The following is a 16047-nucleotide window of genomic DNA, read 5'->3' on the forward strand; positions in this document are numbered from 1 at the left end:
AGAGAATACAAGCTGTCGCGCGTGAGCCAAGACTGCAGCAACACACTGCCTGCATGTCACAAGAACCGGCCTGTCAGCCTTCTCCTTCCATCTGCGCGTAACCAGACATAGAGCCTAGTGACCACTTCATGCCCAGGAATGGTGTATCCCAGGCGTTCGACATCTGAACCGTCAGTGATAGTGAGGATTGGCTCACGATTACCGGATTCGGGTATCAAGCAGAGTGCATCTATGGGCATGGTCTTGAGGAGGGACTGACCGGAGAGGTTCTTCCACGCACCCAGATCCATTTTGGCGACTCCCAGAATCGAACTACGACGGCGCGGTTGCCAGGTACTGAGTTGCCATAGAGGAATCGCGTCTGAACTGGCAGATTCTTGCGTAGCTGGCCGCCGGCGATCGGCAGCAGGTCCAGTGGTGGATATGACGGATTCACGCAGCCGACTTCCCGCTGAGTAAGGAACTGCGCACCAACTGCTGCGCCTCTTCCCATTGTTCGCGGTTGAGTTTCTTGCGTTGGGCCGGGGAGTCGAACCGATTGAATGGATAACGCTGATCGGCGTACAGCTTATAGCGGCCGAGATTGATGGTGCCCGCGTCAAGATTGATCGAAGTGACCCACCACACCTGCATTCCATCATGGCGTGGCATCAGACCATCGTTATCCTCGCCAACAAGCAATACCGCGATACCTGCAGCAACACGGATGTCCGCCTGCACATCGCTATTGGACGTTCCAGCACGCGCCGCCTTCATCGGCTTAACACCATGGGTGTTTTCCCACATCTGCGCGTAGCTGCCACCGGACAGGCATGCCTGCCGGTAGAACGACTCATCGAGCGGACGGAATACACCGACCGATGACGTGATGGAAAACGCACGCAACTGGGCTGCGTCCTCGGGCATGAACGCCATCTTCGTTTTGATGGCTGTCATCAGCAGGTCATTCATCGTGGCAGACCGAACTCGATCGCCGATTGACTTGGCGATACCGTTTTCCGCAGCCTGCAAGAAGGACACACCGGCAGAAACGTTCGAATTATTCATGATTCATCTCCTGGATCGGGCGCCGACTTTCATGCGTAAGCGGGATAGATGTTTGGATTAAGCTGACCGGTCACTTCAAAACTGCCTTCGTGCGAATACACATTGCAGTCAAGGCCATAGGGGAACGAATGCCCAGCCTTCACAATGCGAATGCGCCAGTTACCACCGCTGGTGTCCTGGGTATTGAAAACTGTCCCCTCGACTTGGGCCTTGAGACCGGATTGGTCGAATGGAGTGAACTTCACGCGGTCCAAGGGTTGGACAGGACACAACCCTCTGAGAGTAAGTTGAGTGGCGTCGATCGAAGGCGTCTGAGTTTGCATGGTGTGGCTCCTGAGTAGATTGAGCCATCTTCCAGTGTGTGGAGTTGTGCCAGAAGCCGCGGCTGAGGCTGCCGGATTGAAATGGGCGATCTGCCCAGGGTTGGAATCAGTTGCGATGACGTTTTGTGACTGTGCTCATGCTGGCAGCCACGCTGCTCGAATTCATCTAACCATGTCAGGCTGAGATGTGAGTGCCGCCAGCCAAGTGCAAAAGGGGAGATTGGGTCGGGAATCAACGTGGTCAAAACACAACCTGCTGCGCACCCAAATCAGTAATTGAAGTGCCTGCTTCAACAAAGCCGGTAAGTGCCTGATACTGGACCCACTGGATCAAGTCAGAGGGAAGTGAGACGCCAAATCTTGCATCCGCCGAGATATAAATTATCGCGGCGTTGGGATTGAACCCCCTAAGAGCTTTCAGTCCCTTAGGCGGTATTGCTGGGGCCGTAGGCCCCCCCATCATTGGTTTTCGTCCCTGAAAACCGATATGCGTTCTTGGGCTCGTTCAACAAAAGAAAACCCAGCAGGCGTGGACAGCCAGTCGAAAAAGCCGAACGCCATTTCGCTGTCCTGGCAATTCCCGATCGTTAGGATTTCGTTCGGTGAAGGGTGCCAAAAGTCGACGTCATCGCCATCAGCGACGGCATCGATGGCGCTCAAAATATGCGTCTGTCCTTCAGCGGTGCCCAGCCATTGGGCCAGAGTTGAAGCGATCGTAAGCAAGCGCTCGCTCGAATCTCCAGCCGGGTAGATCTCCCCGGGCACACCCGCGGCGATGAGCACACTTTGCCAAGCCTCAGAATAAATCTTCTCAGCGAAGTTCGCCGCGTCACTGAGTCGTGCAGCGTGGATTCCATAGGATTTACCGATATCCGTGGCTCGCATCAAAAAGCCACCAAATAGTGCTCCGGGCCTACTTTAACTGGCGAGACGCGCTCCATCATCCACGTCTGACGCATCAACTGCCCATCAATGATCTTCCAATCTTTACCCAGCAAACTGGTCATTGCGCGCTCTGAGTACTTAGCAATTTCCGCTGGTGTGGGAACACCTGGCAGGCCACCCGCAAGCCGCATATCTAGTTGCTTACGGTATTCATCGATCTTTTGCCGGCCAGCTGCCTGGTGGAAACGTGAGTGGGCGGTTAACCCCTTGCTCGAATGCTCATACAGGTAAAGGTCTACCATCTCAGCTTCGGAAAGGCTGACGGCATTATCCAGCCAACGAGCCCACTCAGCTGCTCGAGCATCACACTCTGCCTGTACGAGTTCTGGAGTGGTCAGGCGCTGGACGTCCTTTCGGTGCCAGCAAACTAACGAGGCTGTTGTCTCGGTGGCAGCCACCGTGCATCCCCATACACGCCAAACAAAACCAAGCTCTTGCCACCCAGGGTAGGTCACCAGCATCTCCTGCGTCCCTTTGCCAGTGAGAACGGTCCACACATCTTGGCGAATGAGCACAGCATCAGTGGAGTGCCAGTCGACGTCCCAAGGCTCGTCAAACAGCTCATGTCTGTGGTCACTCTCGACCACGTCATGCCATGGATAGCTACTGGCAAGTGGGGGAGGGATGATTAGCGGGTCCTTTCCCTCCTTCATTCGCTGATAAAGGCTGCTCTTGGAGAGGAGATGGTTTTCTTGTGCGCCAGCCAAAGCAACCACTGCACGATAGCGCTCAAGAATAAGGTCGGTAGAAGGCAATGCTTGGGACATGGAGAGGTGCCTGGGGTCTGTTTCCGCCATTTTCCTTGCCTTGTGCTGTGCCACAAGCGAAAACACACCCTGGTTTTTCACGGTCGGTTTGACGCGCCGCAGTTCGGGCAGGTGTGCCAAAACTGGAATTCGGAAAGGAACCGCCGGCAGCCGCTACAGGTGTGGCGCGGTTTGATGACAGAACGTTGAACCAGAGCAATGTCGGTACCAATCAGCGCATCTGCAATGCTCAACTCAAGCTGGTGTGCGACCTTGCGGGCCTTACCGTCGATGTAAGCTTTCGGCCAGATCGTTCGGCAAAATTCCCGATCAACGCTGCCATACCGATTCAGCGAGTCGGCAAGGCTGACAACCTGTGCCCGGCCAAGGTTGGCATCAAAGCCACCGTCCGCAGTTTCCCAATACAGATCATTCCCATCCCATTTGCCCACCAGTTGGATGTAGCAGGGCGTGTCGGAAGTCAGAATGGTCAAGTCCTGCTCGCGAACGTATTGGCAGTCCACAGCGGTTTGAGCTTTGGGGTAAACGTATTCGGTCGGCCAGGGAATGAACGCCTCACGCTCCTGGTGTCGAGCGACTGCCTCTTCCTGGGTGAAGATTTTGGCCGCATCCAGATCAGAGGTGTAGTTGCTGTTCCCCCACCAAGTAATTCGGGTTCCCAGCTTGGCTTCGGAGTTCTGTAGATAAAATCCGGTCATCCCTACGTGTCCATTGTGTGTTGCGCGCCGCAGCGGCGAACAAGCGATTCATGTTCGTCTCCCCCTTGAGTGTTCACCGCAAAGGGGAGCATTGTCGGCTCAGTGATGAACTGCAAGGCTTCGAGGTCTTGTCCGATTGCGCCCCCGGGTGCGTCGGTACTCGTTGCGAAAGCCGCCGTGATTGGTTTCCCAAAGCTTGGTTGCCAAGCCGCGCAGCGCCCGGGTCAGTTGTTCAGATCCGACGCCTGGCATCAAAGCCCGCGCCTGGGCCTTGAGGTCATCCACAGTTTGGATCGCCCCTGTGCGCGACAACCGGAAAAGGTTCGCAACCACTTCCACGTCCTCAAGTAAATCCATGTTCGATAAGCTCCGTGATTTCGCTTTCCATGTTCTCGCGAGCTCGATGCTCCCAAAGCTCTTGAATTTGGCAATGGACGAATACTTTCGACTTTGCCAAGAAATGCTTTAGAACCCCAATACGCCCCTCCACAAATCGCTCATCTGGGATGGCGGCGTATTCCCTCCGAACAGCCCGGGTGTAACGCACATATTCGGGCCACGGTAAGGCAAGCACTGAGAGATCAATGTCCACTAAAAGCCCGGCGTCGTCCGGTTGGGCACAACAGGTGTGCTGGGTTGCCATAATGAGCTGACGCACCTGGTCAACACGACTCCGAAGCCCTGCTTGGGCCAACATCATTTCTGCCACTTCTGCACTGCGTTCCTCGTTGTCGTTGCGCAGAGGATCGTAGGCCGCGTCGTGCAGCCAAATCGAAAGCTCGACCGCCGCTGGATCAGTTGCAAGCGACTTGAACATGTCAAAGTTAGTGAGGCACGCCACGATGTGCTTGGCCGTGTGATAGCGCCGGTGCGGCTCGGCATACAGGCAGGTCAGCAACTCAAAACCAGCCCCTGGTGGGTTAGCACCTAATGCCTGCCAAAGGGTATTCCAACGGGTGCGATCCAGTAGCGGTGCTCTCATTGCATATTCCAAAGTTAGGAATTCTTACTGCTCGCCAGTCAACACGTTGCCGGCAGCGTCGTAGAACGCAGTGTGATTGACCACATTTCGCTCGCCGTCAGCGTAGGCGTTCCTCCAGATCACTTCCGGAATCTGGATCTCAAGCTTCTCTGCCACCCGGCGGAAGTAAGAGAGTTCTTTAGGATGCCCAACATCGTAGAGGTTGCTGTACACGACCCCCTCATCATCATCGGCCAACTTTTCGGTGTCAGCTTTCAGCACCACCATATAGAAACCCTTCATTGGCCGGTCCCATCCTATCTGGATGCGCACGCGGCATTGGGTTTGCGTGTGGAAAGTAGAGAAAATATGTTGGCTCAAGAGTGCCTCCTGTTTGGTGGTCCCAGACTACAGCGCGCGCTCAGTCTCGCAAGCCAAAGCGGGCTTGGAATCGCCGAAGCTACTTGCCGTCGCTACGGCACCGGCGACGAATGCCAGAACCAGCGCCCCCCATCCGAAGCAAACAGTTATGGACTCTTCTACAGCGCCGCCGTAGGCCAAGGTAAAACCTTGCAACACGACTGCGCCAAGGGCCAACGCAACAACAACCAGAGTGCTAACGAATTTCGACATGGGAAGCTCCTGTAATGATGTCCCATTCTCTGCGGCACTGGCTGTGCCAGAAGCACTGCGAGCGGACGACGGGGGGAGAATCAGGCCGCTTTGAAGGGAGGAGCGGAGGCGACGGCGGCCAGGCCCAACGCTTCAATGCGAAGCATCAGCCGTTTTTCCCAGTCAGCCTCCGATTTATCGGCCAGGATCTGTTTCATCTGCCCAATCAACTCGCCGACGCTCATCAATTCACCCGCTTGGAAATTCCAGTCATTAGCATCGACCAGGGAAAAAGCGGTCACGCTGCCATCAGCGTGTTGAGAGCGAGGAATCACAGGAGACTTTTGCCAAGGGTCCTCGCGGTAGAACAGGAGCCCACCCATTTCAATCTCATACGTTGACGCCCCCATAAGTCCGCGGCTCCAAAGCGCATCAACCAACAGAAGAATTTGTTCAGGAGAGGCTTTGGTAAGCGTGGTTGTCCCGTTGTAAACGCGGCCTTTGCCGTCAAAGTTGGCAACCGGGTAAACACCATGCGATGTGCTCATCCAGATCGTTCCAGAGGATTTCATCAGTTCAGCGCGCTCGATGATGCGCGGGAGAGTGGTGCTGATTTCCACATCTGCTTTGTGGTACTCAGCACCGAGGACGAAAGTGTGCGGTTTGTTCAGTTGGTACAGACCCATGATGAGCTCCTGCTCGGTTTCGATGGGTCCATTGTGTTCGGGCTGGTTTGTGCCACCAGCGACTCGCGCTATTTCGAAACGTGAATGGCGTATACAGCCACTGGAGTAGGGCCAAAATGTTTGTGGGTCAGTACGATTTTTTCGAACCCGCGCCACGGCCTGAAGAACTCACGCGAAGCATCACCCTTCTTTGGGTAGCCCCAGGCAATACGCACCAGATCATAGGTACGGCCTTCAAGGCGCTTTCGCCAGTACTCTGTCTGCAGCCTGTACTCGAAGGGCTTTCGATCCTCGCGGATTTCGTGGAAGTATTCCCCCATCAGGTTGAGGTTGAGAATTCTCATGCCGAACCCTCAAATGGGATAGGAACGAGGTCGCCTTTCAGGTAGAGCGGATGGCCCGGAAAGCCAGCCTTAGTCACCTTTAAGCAGTGGAGCTGCGGAATCGCCTGGGCGACCGCAAGGTGCCGCCCCAAATGAGCGCCGTCATTCCCCCAGGCCGCGACAACAACACCTGCAGCGCTTGTGAAAACGTGAAAGTGCTGATCGTTGTCTGGTCCAACCGGGTCCACGGCTGCAAGCATGTCGGCCGGGTCAGTGGCGCGAAAGGCAAAAAGATTGAGCATCACCATGCCGGCGTAACCCCAGGCTTTCGCAAATTTTATACAGCGACTGATCGTGGGATCATCGATAGTTTCGTCTGCAGTAGACGGGTTCAGGCCAATAAAGCACACGTAACCGCTACCGGTTTCCCAGCTGCGCCACAGCGCGTAGCGGAAGGTTCGGCAGTCCGAAAAAAGTGCTCCGGACGCGGATGGGAATGGCAGCGTCGTGGTGGGGGGGAACAACTGCATAGTGGTCATACGTATCCTCAAATAAGCACTCGCGTGTTTACCTAGCGCTCATCACCCCAAACCTTCCAAGCCAGAACCCTAAGGTTGGCAATGAGAAGGCCACAACCGACGGCCATGTAATCAGAGGTGTTACCAATAAGCATGGCGATCGTTGCCGTTGGGATAATCGACAAGATGATAATGAGCACCAGGCCCTGGTAGCTACGAAGCCAAAAGTACTTGTCCCCTAGTTTCATGTTGCATCCTCGCAAATGAACACATTCGGTACGCGACACTTTCCGACGTAGTAAAAGTCATGGATCTGAGCTGAAAAGAATAGCGAACTCGCATTCTACACGCGAATCGCCACCGCCCAGTTTCGGACGACAGAAGTACAGGCGATCCGTGATTTTCAACCCGAGCGGGTAATAGGAAACCTGTAACGAGTGCTGCCCAACGTCCTGAGCTTTCTTCAATTTCGAATGCACAAAAATGAAGAAAACCAGTCAGAGGGCAGCTTCTCAATGGCTATCAGAATCGCGATAGCCAGCGCACAACGTTGTCATGGATTGTGGTCGCCTTATCCATTTCGGGCTGAGCAAGTTCACTGAGGAACGGGCTAGATTCAACAAAGAGGCGACGAAGCTCACCCTGAAGAATCGATGCGCTGACTTTGCAACTAGCAAGCAAAGGCGCCTCGTTACTCGCAATTGCCCGGTCACACTCACCTTCATCAATACAATCCAAGGCAATGCTGCGGGCCTCTTCCTCGAGTTCAGCTCGGCGCGCTTGTACGGCGATGATTTGCTCCTTTAAATTGGAGATTCTTTCATCAGCTTCCTCAATTTTCTGAGCAATACCTGTGGCAATCTCATTTTTGGGGAGAAGTTTTCTGAGCCAGTGCTTCATTGCAGGTTCCCTATGAAAATTCGTCGAAGTCCCTGGCTTTGATGGAGCCAGAGTTCAATCCCATCTTTTGCCATGTCGCTGTGTGCCACCATCGGCATTTACAAAGCCAACGGATTTATTTCTTGAACAAGATCACGACCCTCTCAGCTGTGCTCCTTGCAGAGTCGAGGGGCAGGCCGAAACCGGAACGATGTCGACTATGACCACTCGGATCAAATCTTCTGCATGAATGATGGACGTGCGCCACCACACAGTTGGGCAAAGCTGTCGATCATGCCCTGAGCGTCATTAACGTCGATGGTGAAGCTGGCCTTTATGTCGGTACCAGCTTTTTGGTAACTGAAGCCGACTGTCCGGGCCGCGCGAAACTTCGCCAGCTGCTCTGCCGTTGGCTCGAACGTCACGTAGGAGAAGCCATTTTTCAGGTGCTCACCCATCTGGGCATTGGCAACCTCGTAGGACTGACCATCAACAGTGAGTGCAAAGCGGTTCATAGTGCTCAGCATGTTTGTGTCGTACCAGGCTTTGAAGAACGCCGCCATCGAGACACCACTGTGGGAATTGCAACTCATGCCCAGACGTCCGGTTCCGCTGACCTTGGCCTGCTGGCCCATCAGGTATACCAATCCCTTTTCGCCTTTGATCTCCCAAGTCGCAGGGAGCGCGCCAGCATTAACCAAATCCATTTCGTAGGCTTCAAGCGGCGTCAGGTAGATCATTTCGCTTGGCGTGGCCCGCGCCGCAATTTCCATCACGCGAAGATCGATGCCGAGGTTGCTCAGGTGATTGGCCAAGAGGGTTGAAGTGATCTGGCCGGTGGCGATATCGGTGTTCCCGGCCACTCCGCTCGCCAGAAAAAACTGATGCAAGCCCAGCTTTGAGTCGCCATCCATCAACCGGAAAACGCCGCCGGCGAAAGAGAAGGGGCAGGCACTTTCGCAATAGCCAGGGCTCGGATTGGTCTTGGGGCCGTTCCAAACTCCGATCCGGGTTGAAAACCCACGCTCTCGGATCAGTGCGCCAAGCTCCATGGCGGCAATAAGGTCGCCGCCATGCGAATTGAAGTAGATGAACCCTACTTTCCGGTCGTTGAGGAATCCGTGCTTGCGAAAGGCCTCGACCGTGGGCCGGTGGATGTAGCCATTGATGAACACTTCAGGGATATCGCCTGCATCCTTTGGTTGGATGAAGGTTATCGTGGCAGGAACCAGGCGCTTGTCTTGAATGGCCGGCTCTGCTGCGAGGGCCATCCCTGACACCAATAGCCCCAGGGCTAGAGTCAGTGTGCGGAACATCGGTGTTCGCCTTATTCTGTCAAATCGTTAAGTGAATGATGACATTCAACGTCAGCAGGACGCATGCCAGAACCACCTCCAGAAATTCACTTACAGCGGCGACTGGGTAACGTTGAGCGGGATACCAGGAACTATCGCTGACATGGCGTCGGAAAGCCGCTTCCACTCCTTGTTAAGGCCTGAGCGACTAACCACCCATCGAAGCCCCACATACGCGAGCCCTGACGGCTTATGCTGACTGATCCAAGATAGATTCGATGTATCTCGTACGAACAACGTCCCACTGAATATCCCCAGCGAGATCTGCGACCGGGTTTTGTCACATACCGTCTCAAAGGAATGGTCGGCATAGATGGCTAAGTGGATTTCCACCGTGTCCTGTTCGGGTTCTCGGTGTGGCCAAAGCTCAGAAAACAAAACCCAATCACAGGCCGAGGCGAAGGGTGGGGACAGTACAGCGATACCTTCGCAGGAGAACCTGGGAACTGAAAGATCCTGCTCAAGCAGATGAACACTGCGAGGTATCTGGATTTGATCTCGAACTGAGGAGTCGAATCGAATCACCTTCATTGACTTAATGCCTTCGCCGGGATGCTGACCCGCCATCCTTCATCCATCACGTCGACCATCCGGCTCCGTATCAGGCCTAGGGCCTGCAAACCTTTTCGGATCAGCCGGTACTGGCGGGTGAAGTCGTTGCGATCGATCGACCATTGAATGGCCGCAAACCCCGTGTCCTGCAAGGGCGACTCGGGTTTAAGCCAGTGCAATAGCAAGGGATCAAGCACGAGCAGCGTGCCAGGCCCAACGGGTACGCTGACCACGAGTCCGGGAGAAACCATGGTTTCAAAACAGTGCTGTGCATTCACTGCCAAGGTAACGAAAACTGAGCCCTTCCATGCAGGGTCATTATGAGGTGCGGCCTGGAAGCAGCAAATCCAGTCTGCAAGGGGCTCCAGCGGGATTGGCAAATCTCTCAAGCCTGTCCTGCACACGTCAATCTCCGAAACTTGCGACATGGCATTAACGTCCGGTGGGACCGGCAAGAAATCCATTGCTGCTGGATCAAGGTTGATCGCCCGAAGCAGTTTTGGCAGTGCCTGGTCGTTTGCAGACCTCATATTTCAGTCCTGAGTTGAAGAATGAAAGCCCTCGATCATACTGAAGGCCTGTTGTGCTTATCGGGCAATCCGGCGGACAGGCCGCCGGTGATGGGTCCATTTTGGCAGGGTACTTCCATGCCAGATAACAATCACCCTCGGCCAGCGGTGCCGGTAACAGTGAGCTGGTCAAGCAACCGAAGGCCAGTGGTCTGCACGAACGTCGCGTAGTCCATGGGCTTCTCAACGTTCACCGGTTTGTTGTCCAGCACATAAGCCCAGGCGCGGTTCGACGATGCGTCGTAAACGAGTTTGTACAGCCGGGTTGGCTTCCATACCTTGTTTGGCCCGATGGTTTCGAACCCCTTGTCGAACAGTGGCCCTGTAAAGACGAACACGTCGCCGCCGGCGCGCTGTACAAACTTCCGAACATCAGATTCGATTTTCGACCAGGCCCCACGGTTATTTTCAGGCGACTGTCCAACCATGTTTGACAGAGCAAATGATTGGGCCATCGCTCTCTCCGAGGGCTGGTCACTTGCAGGCGATTGATGACCTCGATCAACCTGTGGGATTTGCCTGCTGAAGTCCGAGAGTTCAGCCCTTCCTGCCTTTGGAATTCGGGGATCTGGGTAGAAGTTATTGGTACGTTGCTCCCCCTTGGCGTCGCGCAATTGAGCGGCATTCAGCCGCTCAGCGACCATCAAGGGCGTTCGCGAGGTCATGGAATAAACAACCGCAAAGTTGTCAGAGCACAATGCCAACGGCTGCATCTTGGCCGAGACGCTGGCGATGTTGAATGGTTTGCCGCCTGGGAACTGGTCAGTACAGGCATCGAACGTCGGTTGTTTCTGTTTGGCCGAGTACAGCGAAAGCGCCTGCTCTTCGCTAATGGTACCGGAGCGATACTGCTGCTTTTCATGGGGTAGAGCGTGCTTCACCAGGTCGAGAAAACCCTGGGCTTGAACAGCGCCAGAACAAATCAGGGCCAGGGTCGTCAGGGCAGCAGCAAGTGTGCGTCGGGTCATGCAGTAATCCTTGAAGATTTCGAGGTGAATGTTTGAGGCTTAGGCCAGGGTTAGAAAAATGTGAACTGGGACTGCTGGGGGATCTGGAACGTCGGAATGATGATTTGGCTCTCATCGTCGCTGCCGTTGAATGCGCCGCCCTTGGTATGTTTCAGAGCCGTCAGCTCTTCGTACCGTTCGATGATGCTCGATGCGTTGGTGTGCTTGATGTTCAGGCCGATACCGGCGGCGACTTCGAGGCGAATCTCCGCGAGTAGCCCGGCTTCTTGAATGGTTGGCATGCAGTTAGGCCAGCCAGCGGAGAAGAGCAGGTGCTTGGGAATACCGGCTTCCAACATTTTTCGCCGGGCTGATGTCCGTTTTGCGATCTCCAGGCGGTCGGTGATCTCACTGTTGAGCAGGTCTGGGCGAACGTCGCCAAGCCATTTGTTGCTTTGGAAGGCGAAAGTCGAGTCGACCTCCAGCTCAACCATCTCGCGATAGATCGCGTGGTTGTCCGGGCAGGTGGTGGCTTGGTAGAGGTCGCTAGCCGAACTCATAATGCACATGGCGCAGGAGACCCGAGTCATGCCATATCGGGTGTATGCCTCGTGCGGCGTCAAACCTCGCCCTGCAATTGCAGCAAAAACCTCCTCAACGCTCCAGTCGATGATTGCGTTCCATACATAGGCGTCGAATCCCTTACGTGCAGACTGCGGTTCGTGCTTAGCAACAGGCATTTTTGCGCGGTTCGCACTTTCCTGGCGACGGATGCCGGTGGCGTTGATGATGTCGTGCTGTGGAAAGTGTTTTTTCAGTTCGCTTCGGATTACTGCCGTTTTAAGTTCTGATGTGCAGAAGCGCATAGACGGTGTGCTCCACGGCAGGATCAACTGAACGCAAGAAAGGTCGAGATAACGCGCCTGGTTGTTCTGCCAGCGCAGCAACCAGCGGTCCATCATGTCGCCAGCTCTGCGGCGGACTACCAGCAAATCCCATCCCAGTGCCTTCGCCAACTCCTCGCACTTAGGGCCGCTCGCACGCCATTCCACACGGCCAAGGTCCGCATGTATTAGAGTCCGTGGTCCAGTGTGACCGATACGTTCTAGGTGATCATCGGTGGCAATGGCCAATGCTTCTGAGTCCTTGCCTCCCGACACGCCTACGGCCACCACTGCGTTACGAGCCAGCAGGGTATCGATTTCTGCAGTGGTCGCGATTGGAGGGTTGGTGTTCATTTTGACGATCCTGAGTCCATACGTTGATGTCGCCATTTTCCTCTGGTGCTTGTGTGCCAGAAGGGGGGAGGTACATCCGTCGCCAGGCTCATCAGTTGATTTCAGCATCGAGCGTCATGCAATTAGCGCAAGCCGACCGGTCCTCGTAGATTGGCCAGTGTTGGTCCACTATTAGCGCCGGGGCACCACATTCCCCACAGTTGAGGATGAAGGCATCTCGCTTCCGAGCGTCGGACTTCAACATCCGCTCGTAGGAAAGGAAATCAACAGTGGCCAGGCACTCGTCGTCGCCCTGGACAACAAATCCGTCGGAGATGCGTGGGGAGGTGTAGTAGGCATGACCGGCAAGCTCGGTCAGTGCTTCATTGAATAAGCACAACGCTTTCTCGTCGTCAGGTTCCATCAATGGCCCCAAGAAAGCAGCGATCCGCGGCCCGGTGTCCTGCGTCCAGTGCGTATACCCGTCGAATAGCCGGAAGACAGTTCCCTGCACCAGTTCGATTGCCAGCGTTGGGCCAGGATCTGTACAGGTCTCATCCTGCGCAAAGAGGGTGGTGGTGCCTTCGTTCAAACAAAGGCCGTAGAGGTAACCGGTGTTGTCGGAATGACGGCCTATGTTGGTGTTCCAGCCATAGAGTTGCAACTGGTCGGGCAGGTACGAAGTTCCGTTCACTTGGCGTTTGGGATCATCATTAGCCGCAAGCGTCGCCGCCACTGCCACCGCTTCGCGAACAAAGCGGTGAGTGGTGAGTGCCTCAGGGATGGCGAGTGAGGCGACTACAGCCAGTCCGGACTCCTTCATCATCCGTTGAGGGGCTGGTGATCTGTGAGGGAATTGTCCAGCAACCGAGAAAGGCGCTCACTGCCGATTTCATTTGCAAGGCTCTTGATCGTCTCTTGAGCCAGGGCGCGCACGGTGCTTACGCCGGCACTGACTTCACCCACTTGTGCTTGAAGAGTGGCCAGCTTGCAGCCGGTTTCGTAGAGGCTCACGACCAGGCGGCGGTTATCTGGATTGGTGAGTTTGTCGGGCTCAGGGTGTACGGCCAGGTTGAACTCGCGATCGCCAATGCGGTGCTTGAACAGGTCAAACCGTTCTACCGACATCTGTTGGCCCTGCTGCCCGGTGATCAAACACATCGATTGCGGCATCTTTAATCCCTCATTTTGGTCCCGAATTGACCGATCCTTAACGTGCACCCTGAGGGCGCATCAATTGGCCTTAAAAGGCTCTTTTTACAGCGGGTTCTGCGGTGATGCTGGTGGGAATACGAAAACGCGATGCAGGAGCGGGGGTGGGTTTTGGGTTTCCAATACCTGCTTCGCTTGAGCTTCGTCGAAAAGCGCGCTGGCCGCTTTGCCCTCGTGGATGGCGAAGTAACCCAGGGGCTCCATCCAGGCAAACTCTGCTTCAGTCAGTGCCGAACGCTCTTTGTGGTACCAGAGGAAGGCGCAATAAGCGGCGATGTCCCGAACGTCACCTTTCAAAACATGTCGAACCAGCTCCTCACGGCATTGATCCATCCAATCAGCATCTACCCAGATCGTTGCCCCACCGCGCTTCACTTCAGAGGCGAATAGCTTTTCTGCGAACGCGCCCATGAACCCCGATACCAGTTCCTGAGTCAGCGGGTGGAGGTCTGCCGGAATAGCCGCAGAAATCAGCTTCTGGCCAGGTTTGAGGTGTTCCGATTGTGTGATGCCGGCCTGCAGCTTTTCCGCCAGGCGCTTGCGCAAGCCGAATGGTGCGGGGCCAAGGGCTTCAAGACACTCGCGGGCAGTCTCTTGGTCGATTAGAACCTGGTGCGGATTGATTGCAGCGCTTGCCATATTCAACAGCGCGTTCAGCTCGAGTGCGGATAGTGGCACTGGTTGATCGCCGGCATTGCTAACTCTGTCACGCAGTCGTTCAATTGCTTCTGGTGTCATGTGGGGCTCCCGTAGTCCTTATTCCTATTTTCCGTGATCACAAGGCCTTCGCACGCCAAAACCTGCCCTGAAATTTCTGGCTAAGTCCATTTATGGCGTGTGATGCCAGCGCTAATTCACCTGCTTGAAACCCTCTTTGTACTGCTGGAGGCGACGCAGGCGCTCCTCCCTGATTGCCAAACCGATGGCAGGACCTTTAAGGCCACGCTCGACATAAGGCTTCGCCTGAACTGCCTGGGCGACGTCTGCCGCGCGAAGAATGTATTCGCCCTGCGGATAGTCCCGGTCTTCAAAGCCCAGTCTGCCGCGAGCATCCATTTCGCATGCTGCGACGAAGTTGGCCAGTTGCTCCGGTCGCCGAAAGGCATCCAGTCGACTCATCAACCCCAAAAGGGTTTTCGGGCGTAAATCGAATGCTCGATGTGCATTGGTATGCAGCTCGCACACGGCTTTCGCAAGGTAGGCGCAGTCAGTCGGCACTTTGAATCGGGTATTGACCGCTTTCACGAGACTCACCCCCGCACCTTCATGTCCATGGTGGGCCGGCAGTGATTCGACAGGAGAAAGCCCTTTGCCCAGATCATGGGTAAGTGCGGCCCAGCGGACGCTCAAGGGTTGTTCATAGCGACATGCCTGGCGCAAAACCATCAGAACATGATCGCCGGTGTCTATCTCGGGGTGGTGCTCTGCAGGCTGCTCTATACCAAACAGAGCAGCCAGTTCAGGCATTACTGCTTTGAGTGCTCCACATTCTCGTAGCACCTGGATGAAAACGTCTGCGCAGGGCTCCATCAAAGCGCGGGCGATTTCCTTCCACATTCGCTCAGCCGTTTGGTCAGCCAATTGGCCAGACTCCGCAATTTCGCGCATCAAGACTATCGTTTCAGGAGCAACGGTGAATCCGAGGGGGGCGTATCGTGCAGCAAACCTTGCTACCCGCAGCACTCGGACAGGGTCTTCTGCAAAGGCGGGAGCAACATGGCGCAATAGGCGAGCATCCAAGTCGCCTTGGCCACCATAGGGGTCGATGATTACCCCCCATTGATCTTCTGCCATCGAATTGATCGTCAGGTCGCGGCGCGCCAGATCTTCCTCCAGCGTGACTTCGGGGCTGGCATGAAAAGAGAGCGGCCGATCGCCACCAGTGTTCTGCCGCTCCGTCCTTGCCAGTGCGTACTCGTCGCCTGTAACAGGGTGCAGAAATACAGGGAAGTCCGTTCCAACCGGTTGGTAACCTTGACTCAACATTACTTCAACGGTTGAGCCGACAACGACCCAGTCAACGTCGTTTACCTCTCGGCCGAGCAGGCGATCACGTACCGCCCCGCCTACCTTGAAAATCTCCATTGGTACTCCTTTGGCCTAATCGTGGCCCAATCCTGACTATTACTCTGTGAGGTTTTCAGCGAGGAAGACGTGTGGGGCCCGGCGTTTTGCAGCCTCTTTGCCAAGCCGTACATATTCGAAGAGATTATGTTTTTCTACGTCGTAACGTTCGATGTCAGGATCGACCAAGCACATGGCTACGGCCTGGCGGCGAGATTGGTCATCAGGGGTGCTGGCCAGAATCAGATCCCTTTTCCAGAGTGCGTCCTGTGCGTCATCCCATCGAACAATCTCGTAGGTGAGGCCGACGGATGCGGGAACGCCTTTGTCTAAGGCGCTGGCCCAGGTAGCCGAACGTTCCACCCAGTCCAG

The 16047-nt window shown here is 55.3% G+C and carries 22 protein-coding genes; all 22 read right to left on the reverse strand.

The features are described from left to right. Positions 1-432: 432 nt before the first annotated feature. Positions 433-1047 carry a hypothetical protein gene (locus ACQKP2_RS08590; protein WP_427575841.1) on the reverse strand — a complete coding sequence of 205 codons (615 nt, stop codon included), beginning with the start codon at positions 1045-1047 and terminating at the stop codon, positions 433-435. A gap of 29 nt (positions 1048-1076) precedes the next feature. After that, positions 1077-1370 (reverse strand): hypothetical protein, encoded by a 294-nt coding sequence (locus tag ACQKP2_RS08595; protein WP_427575842.1) that lies wholly within the window; start codon positions 1368-1370, stop codon positions 1077-1079. A gap of 459 nt (positions 1371-1829) precedes the next feature. Then, a complete protein-coding gene (locus ACQKP2_RS08600) occupies positions 1830-2255 on the reverse strand; it encodes a hypothetical protein (RefSeq protein ID WP_427575843.1) in 426 nt (141 codons plus the stop codon). After that, the gene (locus ACQKP2_RS08605; protein WP_427575844.1) at positions 2255-3082 is read right to left on the reverse strand and encodes a hypothetical protein; all 828 of its coding nucleotides are present in this window, start codon (positions 3080-3082) and stop codon (positions 2255-2257) included. The genes ACQKP2_RS08600 and ACQKP2_RS08605 overlap by 1 nt, the downstream gene beginning before the upstream one ends. A 77-nt stretch (positions 3083-3159) precedes the next feature. Continuing rightward, positions 3160-3780 carry a hypothetical protein gene (locus ACQKP2_RS08610; protein WP_427575845.1) on the reverse strand — a complete coding sequence of 207 codons (621 nt, stop codon included), beginning with the start codon at positions 3778-3780 and terminating at the stop codon, positions 3160-3162. 99 nt (positions 3781-3879) lie between these two features. Next, positions 3880-4137, reverse strand: coding sequence for a hypothetical protein (locus ACQKP2_RS08615; protein ID WP_427575846.1), 258 nt, complete (start codon positions 4135-4137; stop codon positions 3880-3882). Next, positions 4124-4762 (reverse strand): HD domain-containing protein, encoded by a 639-nt coding sequence (locus ACQKP2_RS08620; RefSeq protein ID WP_427575847.1) that lies wholly within the window; start codon positions 4760-4762, stop codon positions 4124-4126. The genes ACQKP2_RS08615 and ACQKP2_RS08620 overlap by 14 nt, the downstream gene beginning before the upstream one ends. A gap of 24 nt (positions 4763-4786) precedes the next feature. Next, the gene (locus tag ACQKP2_RS08625; RefSeq protein WP_427575848.1) at positions 4787-5122 is read right to left on the reverse strand and encodes a hypothetical protein; all 336 of its coding nucleotides are present in this window, start codon (positions 5120-5122) and stop codon (positions 4787-4789) included. A gap of 27 nt (positions 5123-5149) precedes the next feature. Continuing rightward, on the reverse strand, positions 5150-5374 hold the full coding sequence (locus tag ACQKP2_RS08630) for a hypothetical protein (RefSeq protein WP_427575849.1): 225 nt from the start codon (positions 5372-5374) through the stop codon (positions 5150-5152). A gap of 80 nt (positions 5375-5454) precedes the next feature. After that, positions 5455-6039 (reverse strand): hypothetical protein, encoded by a 585-nt coding sequence (locus ACQKP2_RS08635; RefSeq protein ID WP_427575850.1) that lies wholly within the window; start codon positions 6037-6039, stop codon positions 5455-5457. A gap of 68 nt (positions 6040-6107) precedes the next feature. After that, positions 6108-6383: an ASCH domain-containing protein gene (locus ACQKP2_RS08640; protein ID WP_427575851.1), complete on the reverse strand. Its 276-nt coding sequence runs from the start codon at positions 6381-6383 to the stop codon at positions 6108-6110. Continuing rightward, entirely contained in the window at positions 6380-6901 is a 522-nt protein-coding gene (locus ACQKP2_RS08645) for a DUF1643 domain-containing protein (RefSeq protein ID WP_427575852.1), read from the reverse strand. Before ACQKP2_RS08645 ends, ACQKP2_RS08640 begins: the two co-directional genes overlap by 4 nt. 501 nt (positions 6902-7402) lie before the next feature. Continuing rightward, entirely contained in the window at positions 7403-7780 is a 378-nt protein-coding gene (locus ACQKP2_RS08650) for a hypothetical protein (RefSeq protein ID WP_427575853.1), read from the reverse strand. A 212-nt stretch (positions 7781-7992) separates the two neighbouring features. Next, positions 7993-9075, reverse strand: coding sequence for a hypothetical protein (locus ACQKP2_RS08655; RefSeq protein WP_427575854.1), 1083 nt, complete (start codon positions 9073-9075; stop codon positions 7993-7995). A gap of 566 nt (positions 9076-9641) precedes the next feature. Next, positions 9642-10196 (reverse strand): hypothetical protein, encoded by a 555-nt coding sequence (locus tag ACQKP2_RS08660; protein WP_427575855.1) that lies wholly within the window; start codon positions 10194-10196, stop codon positions 9642-9644. Between the two features lie 131 nt (positions 10197-10327). Beyond that, positions 10328-11203, reverse strand: coding sequence for a DNA/RNA non-specific endonuclease (locus tag ACQKP2_RS08665; protein WP_427575856.1), 876 nt, complete (start codon positions 11201-11203; stop codon positions 10328-10330). A 50-nt stretch (positions 11204-11253) separates the two neighbouring features. Further along, on the reverse strand, positions 11254-12420 hold the full coding sequence (locus ACQKP2_RS08670) for a phosphoadenosine phosphosulfate reductase family protein (protein WP_427575857.1): 1167 nt from the start codon (positions 12418-12420) through the stop codon (positions 11254-11256). A 91-nt stretch (positions 12421-12511) separates the two neighbouring features. Further along, positions 12512-13225 carry a hypothetical protein gene (locus ACQKP2_RS08675; RefSeq protein ID WP_427575858.1) on the reverse strand — a complete coding sequence of 238 codons (714 nt, stop codon included), beginning with the start codon at positions 13223-13225 and terminating at the stop codon, positions 12512-12514. After that, a complete protein-coding gene (locus tag ACQKP2_RS08680) occupies positions 13222-13572 on the reverse strand; it encodes a hypothetical protein (RefSeq protein WP_427575859.1) in 351 nt (116 codons plus the stop codon). The genes ACQKP2_RS08675 and ACQKP2_RS08680 overlap by 4 nt, the downstream gene beginning before the upstream one ends. 84 nt (positions 13573-13656) lie before the next feature. After that, on the reverse strand, positions 13657-14349 hold the full coding sequence (locus tag ACQKP2_RS08685; RefSeq protein WP_427575860.1) for a hypothetical protein: 693 nt from the start codon (positions 14347-14349) through the stop codon (positions 13657-13659). Positions 14350-14460: 111 nt separating this feature from the next. Continuing rightward, positions 14461-15696 (reverse strand): multifunctional CCA addition/repair protein, encoded by a 1236-nt coding sequence (locus tag ACQKP2_RS08690; protein ID WP_427575861.1) that lies wholly within the window; start codon positions 15694-15696, stop codon positions 14461-14463. A 39-nt stretch (positions 15697-15735) separates the two neighbouring features. Next, a partial coding sequence (locus ACQKP2_RS08695) for a hypothetical protein (RefSeq protein ID WP_427575862.1) occupies positions 15736-16047 on the reverse strand: 312 nt, incomplete at its 5' end.

Origin of the sequence: Pseudomonas sp. NPDC089569 (genome assembly GCF_050280625.1) — a bacterium.
Lineage (GTDB): Bacteria > Pseudomonadota > Gammaproteobacteria > Pseudomonadales > Pseudomonadaceae > Aquipseudomonas.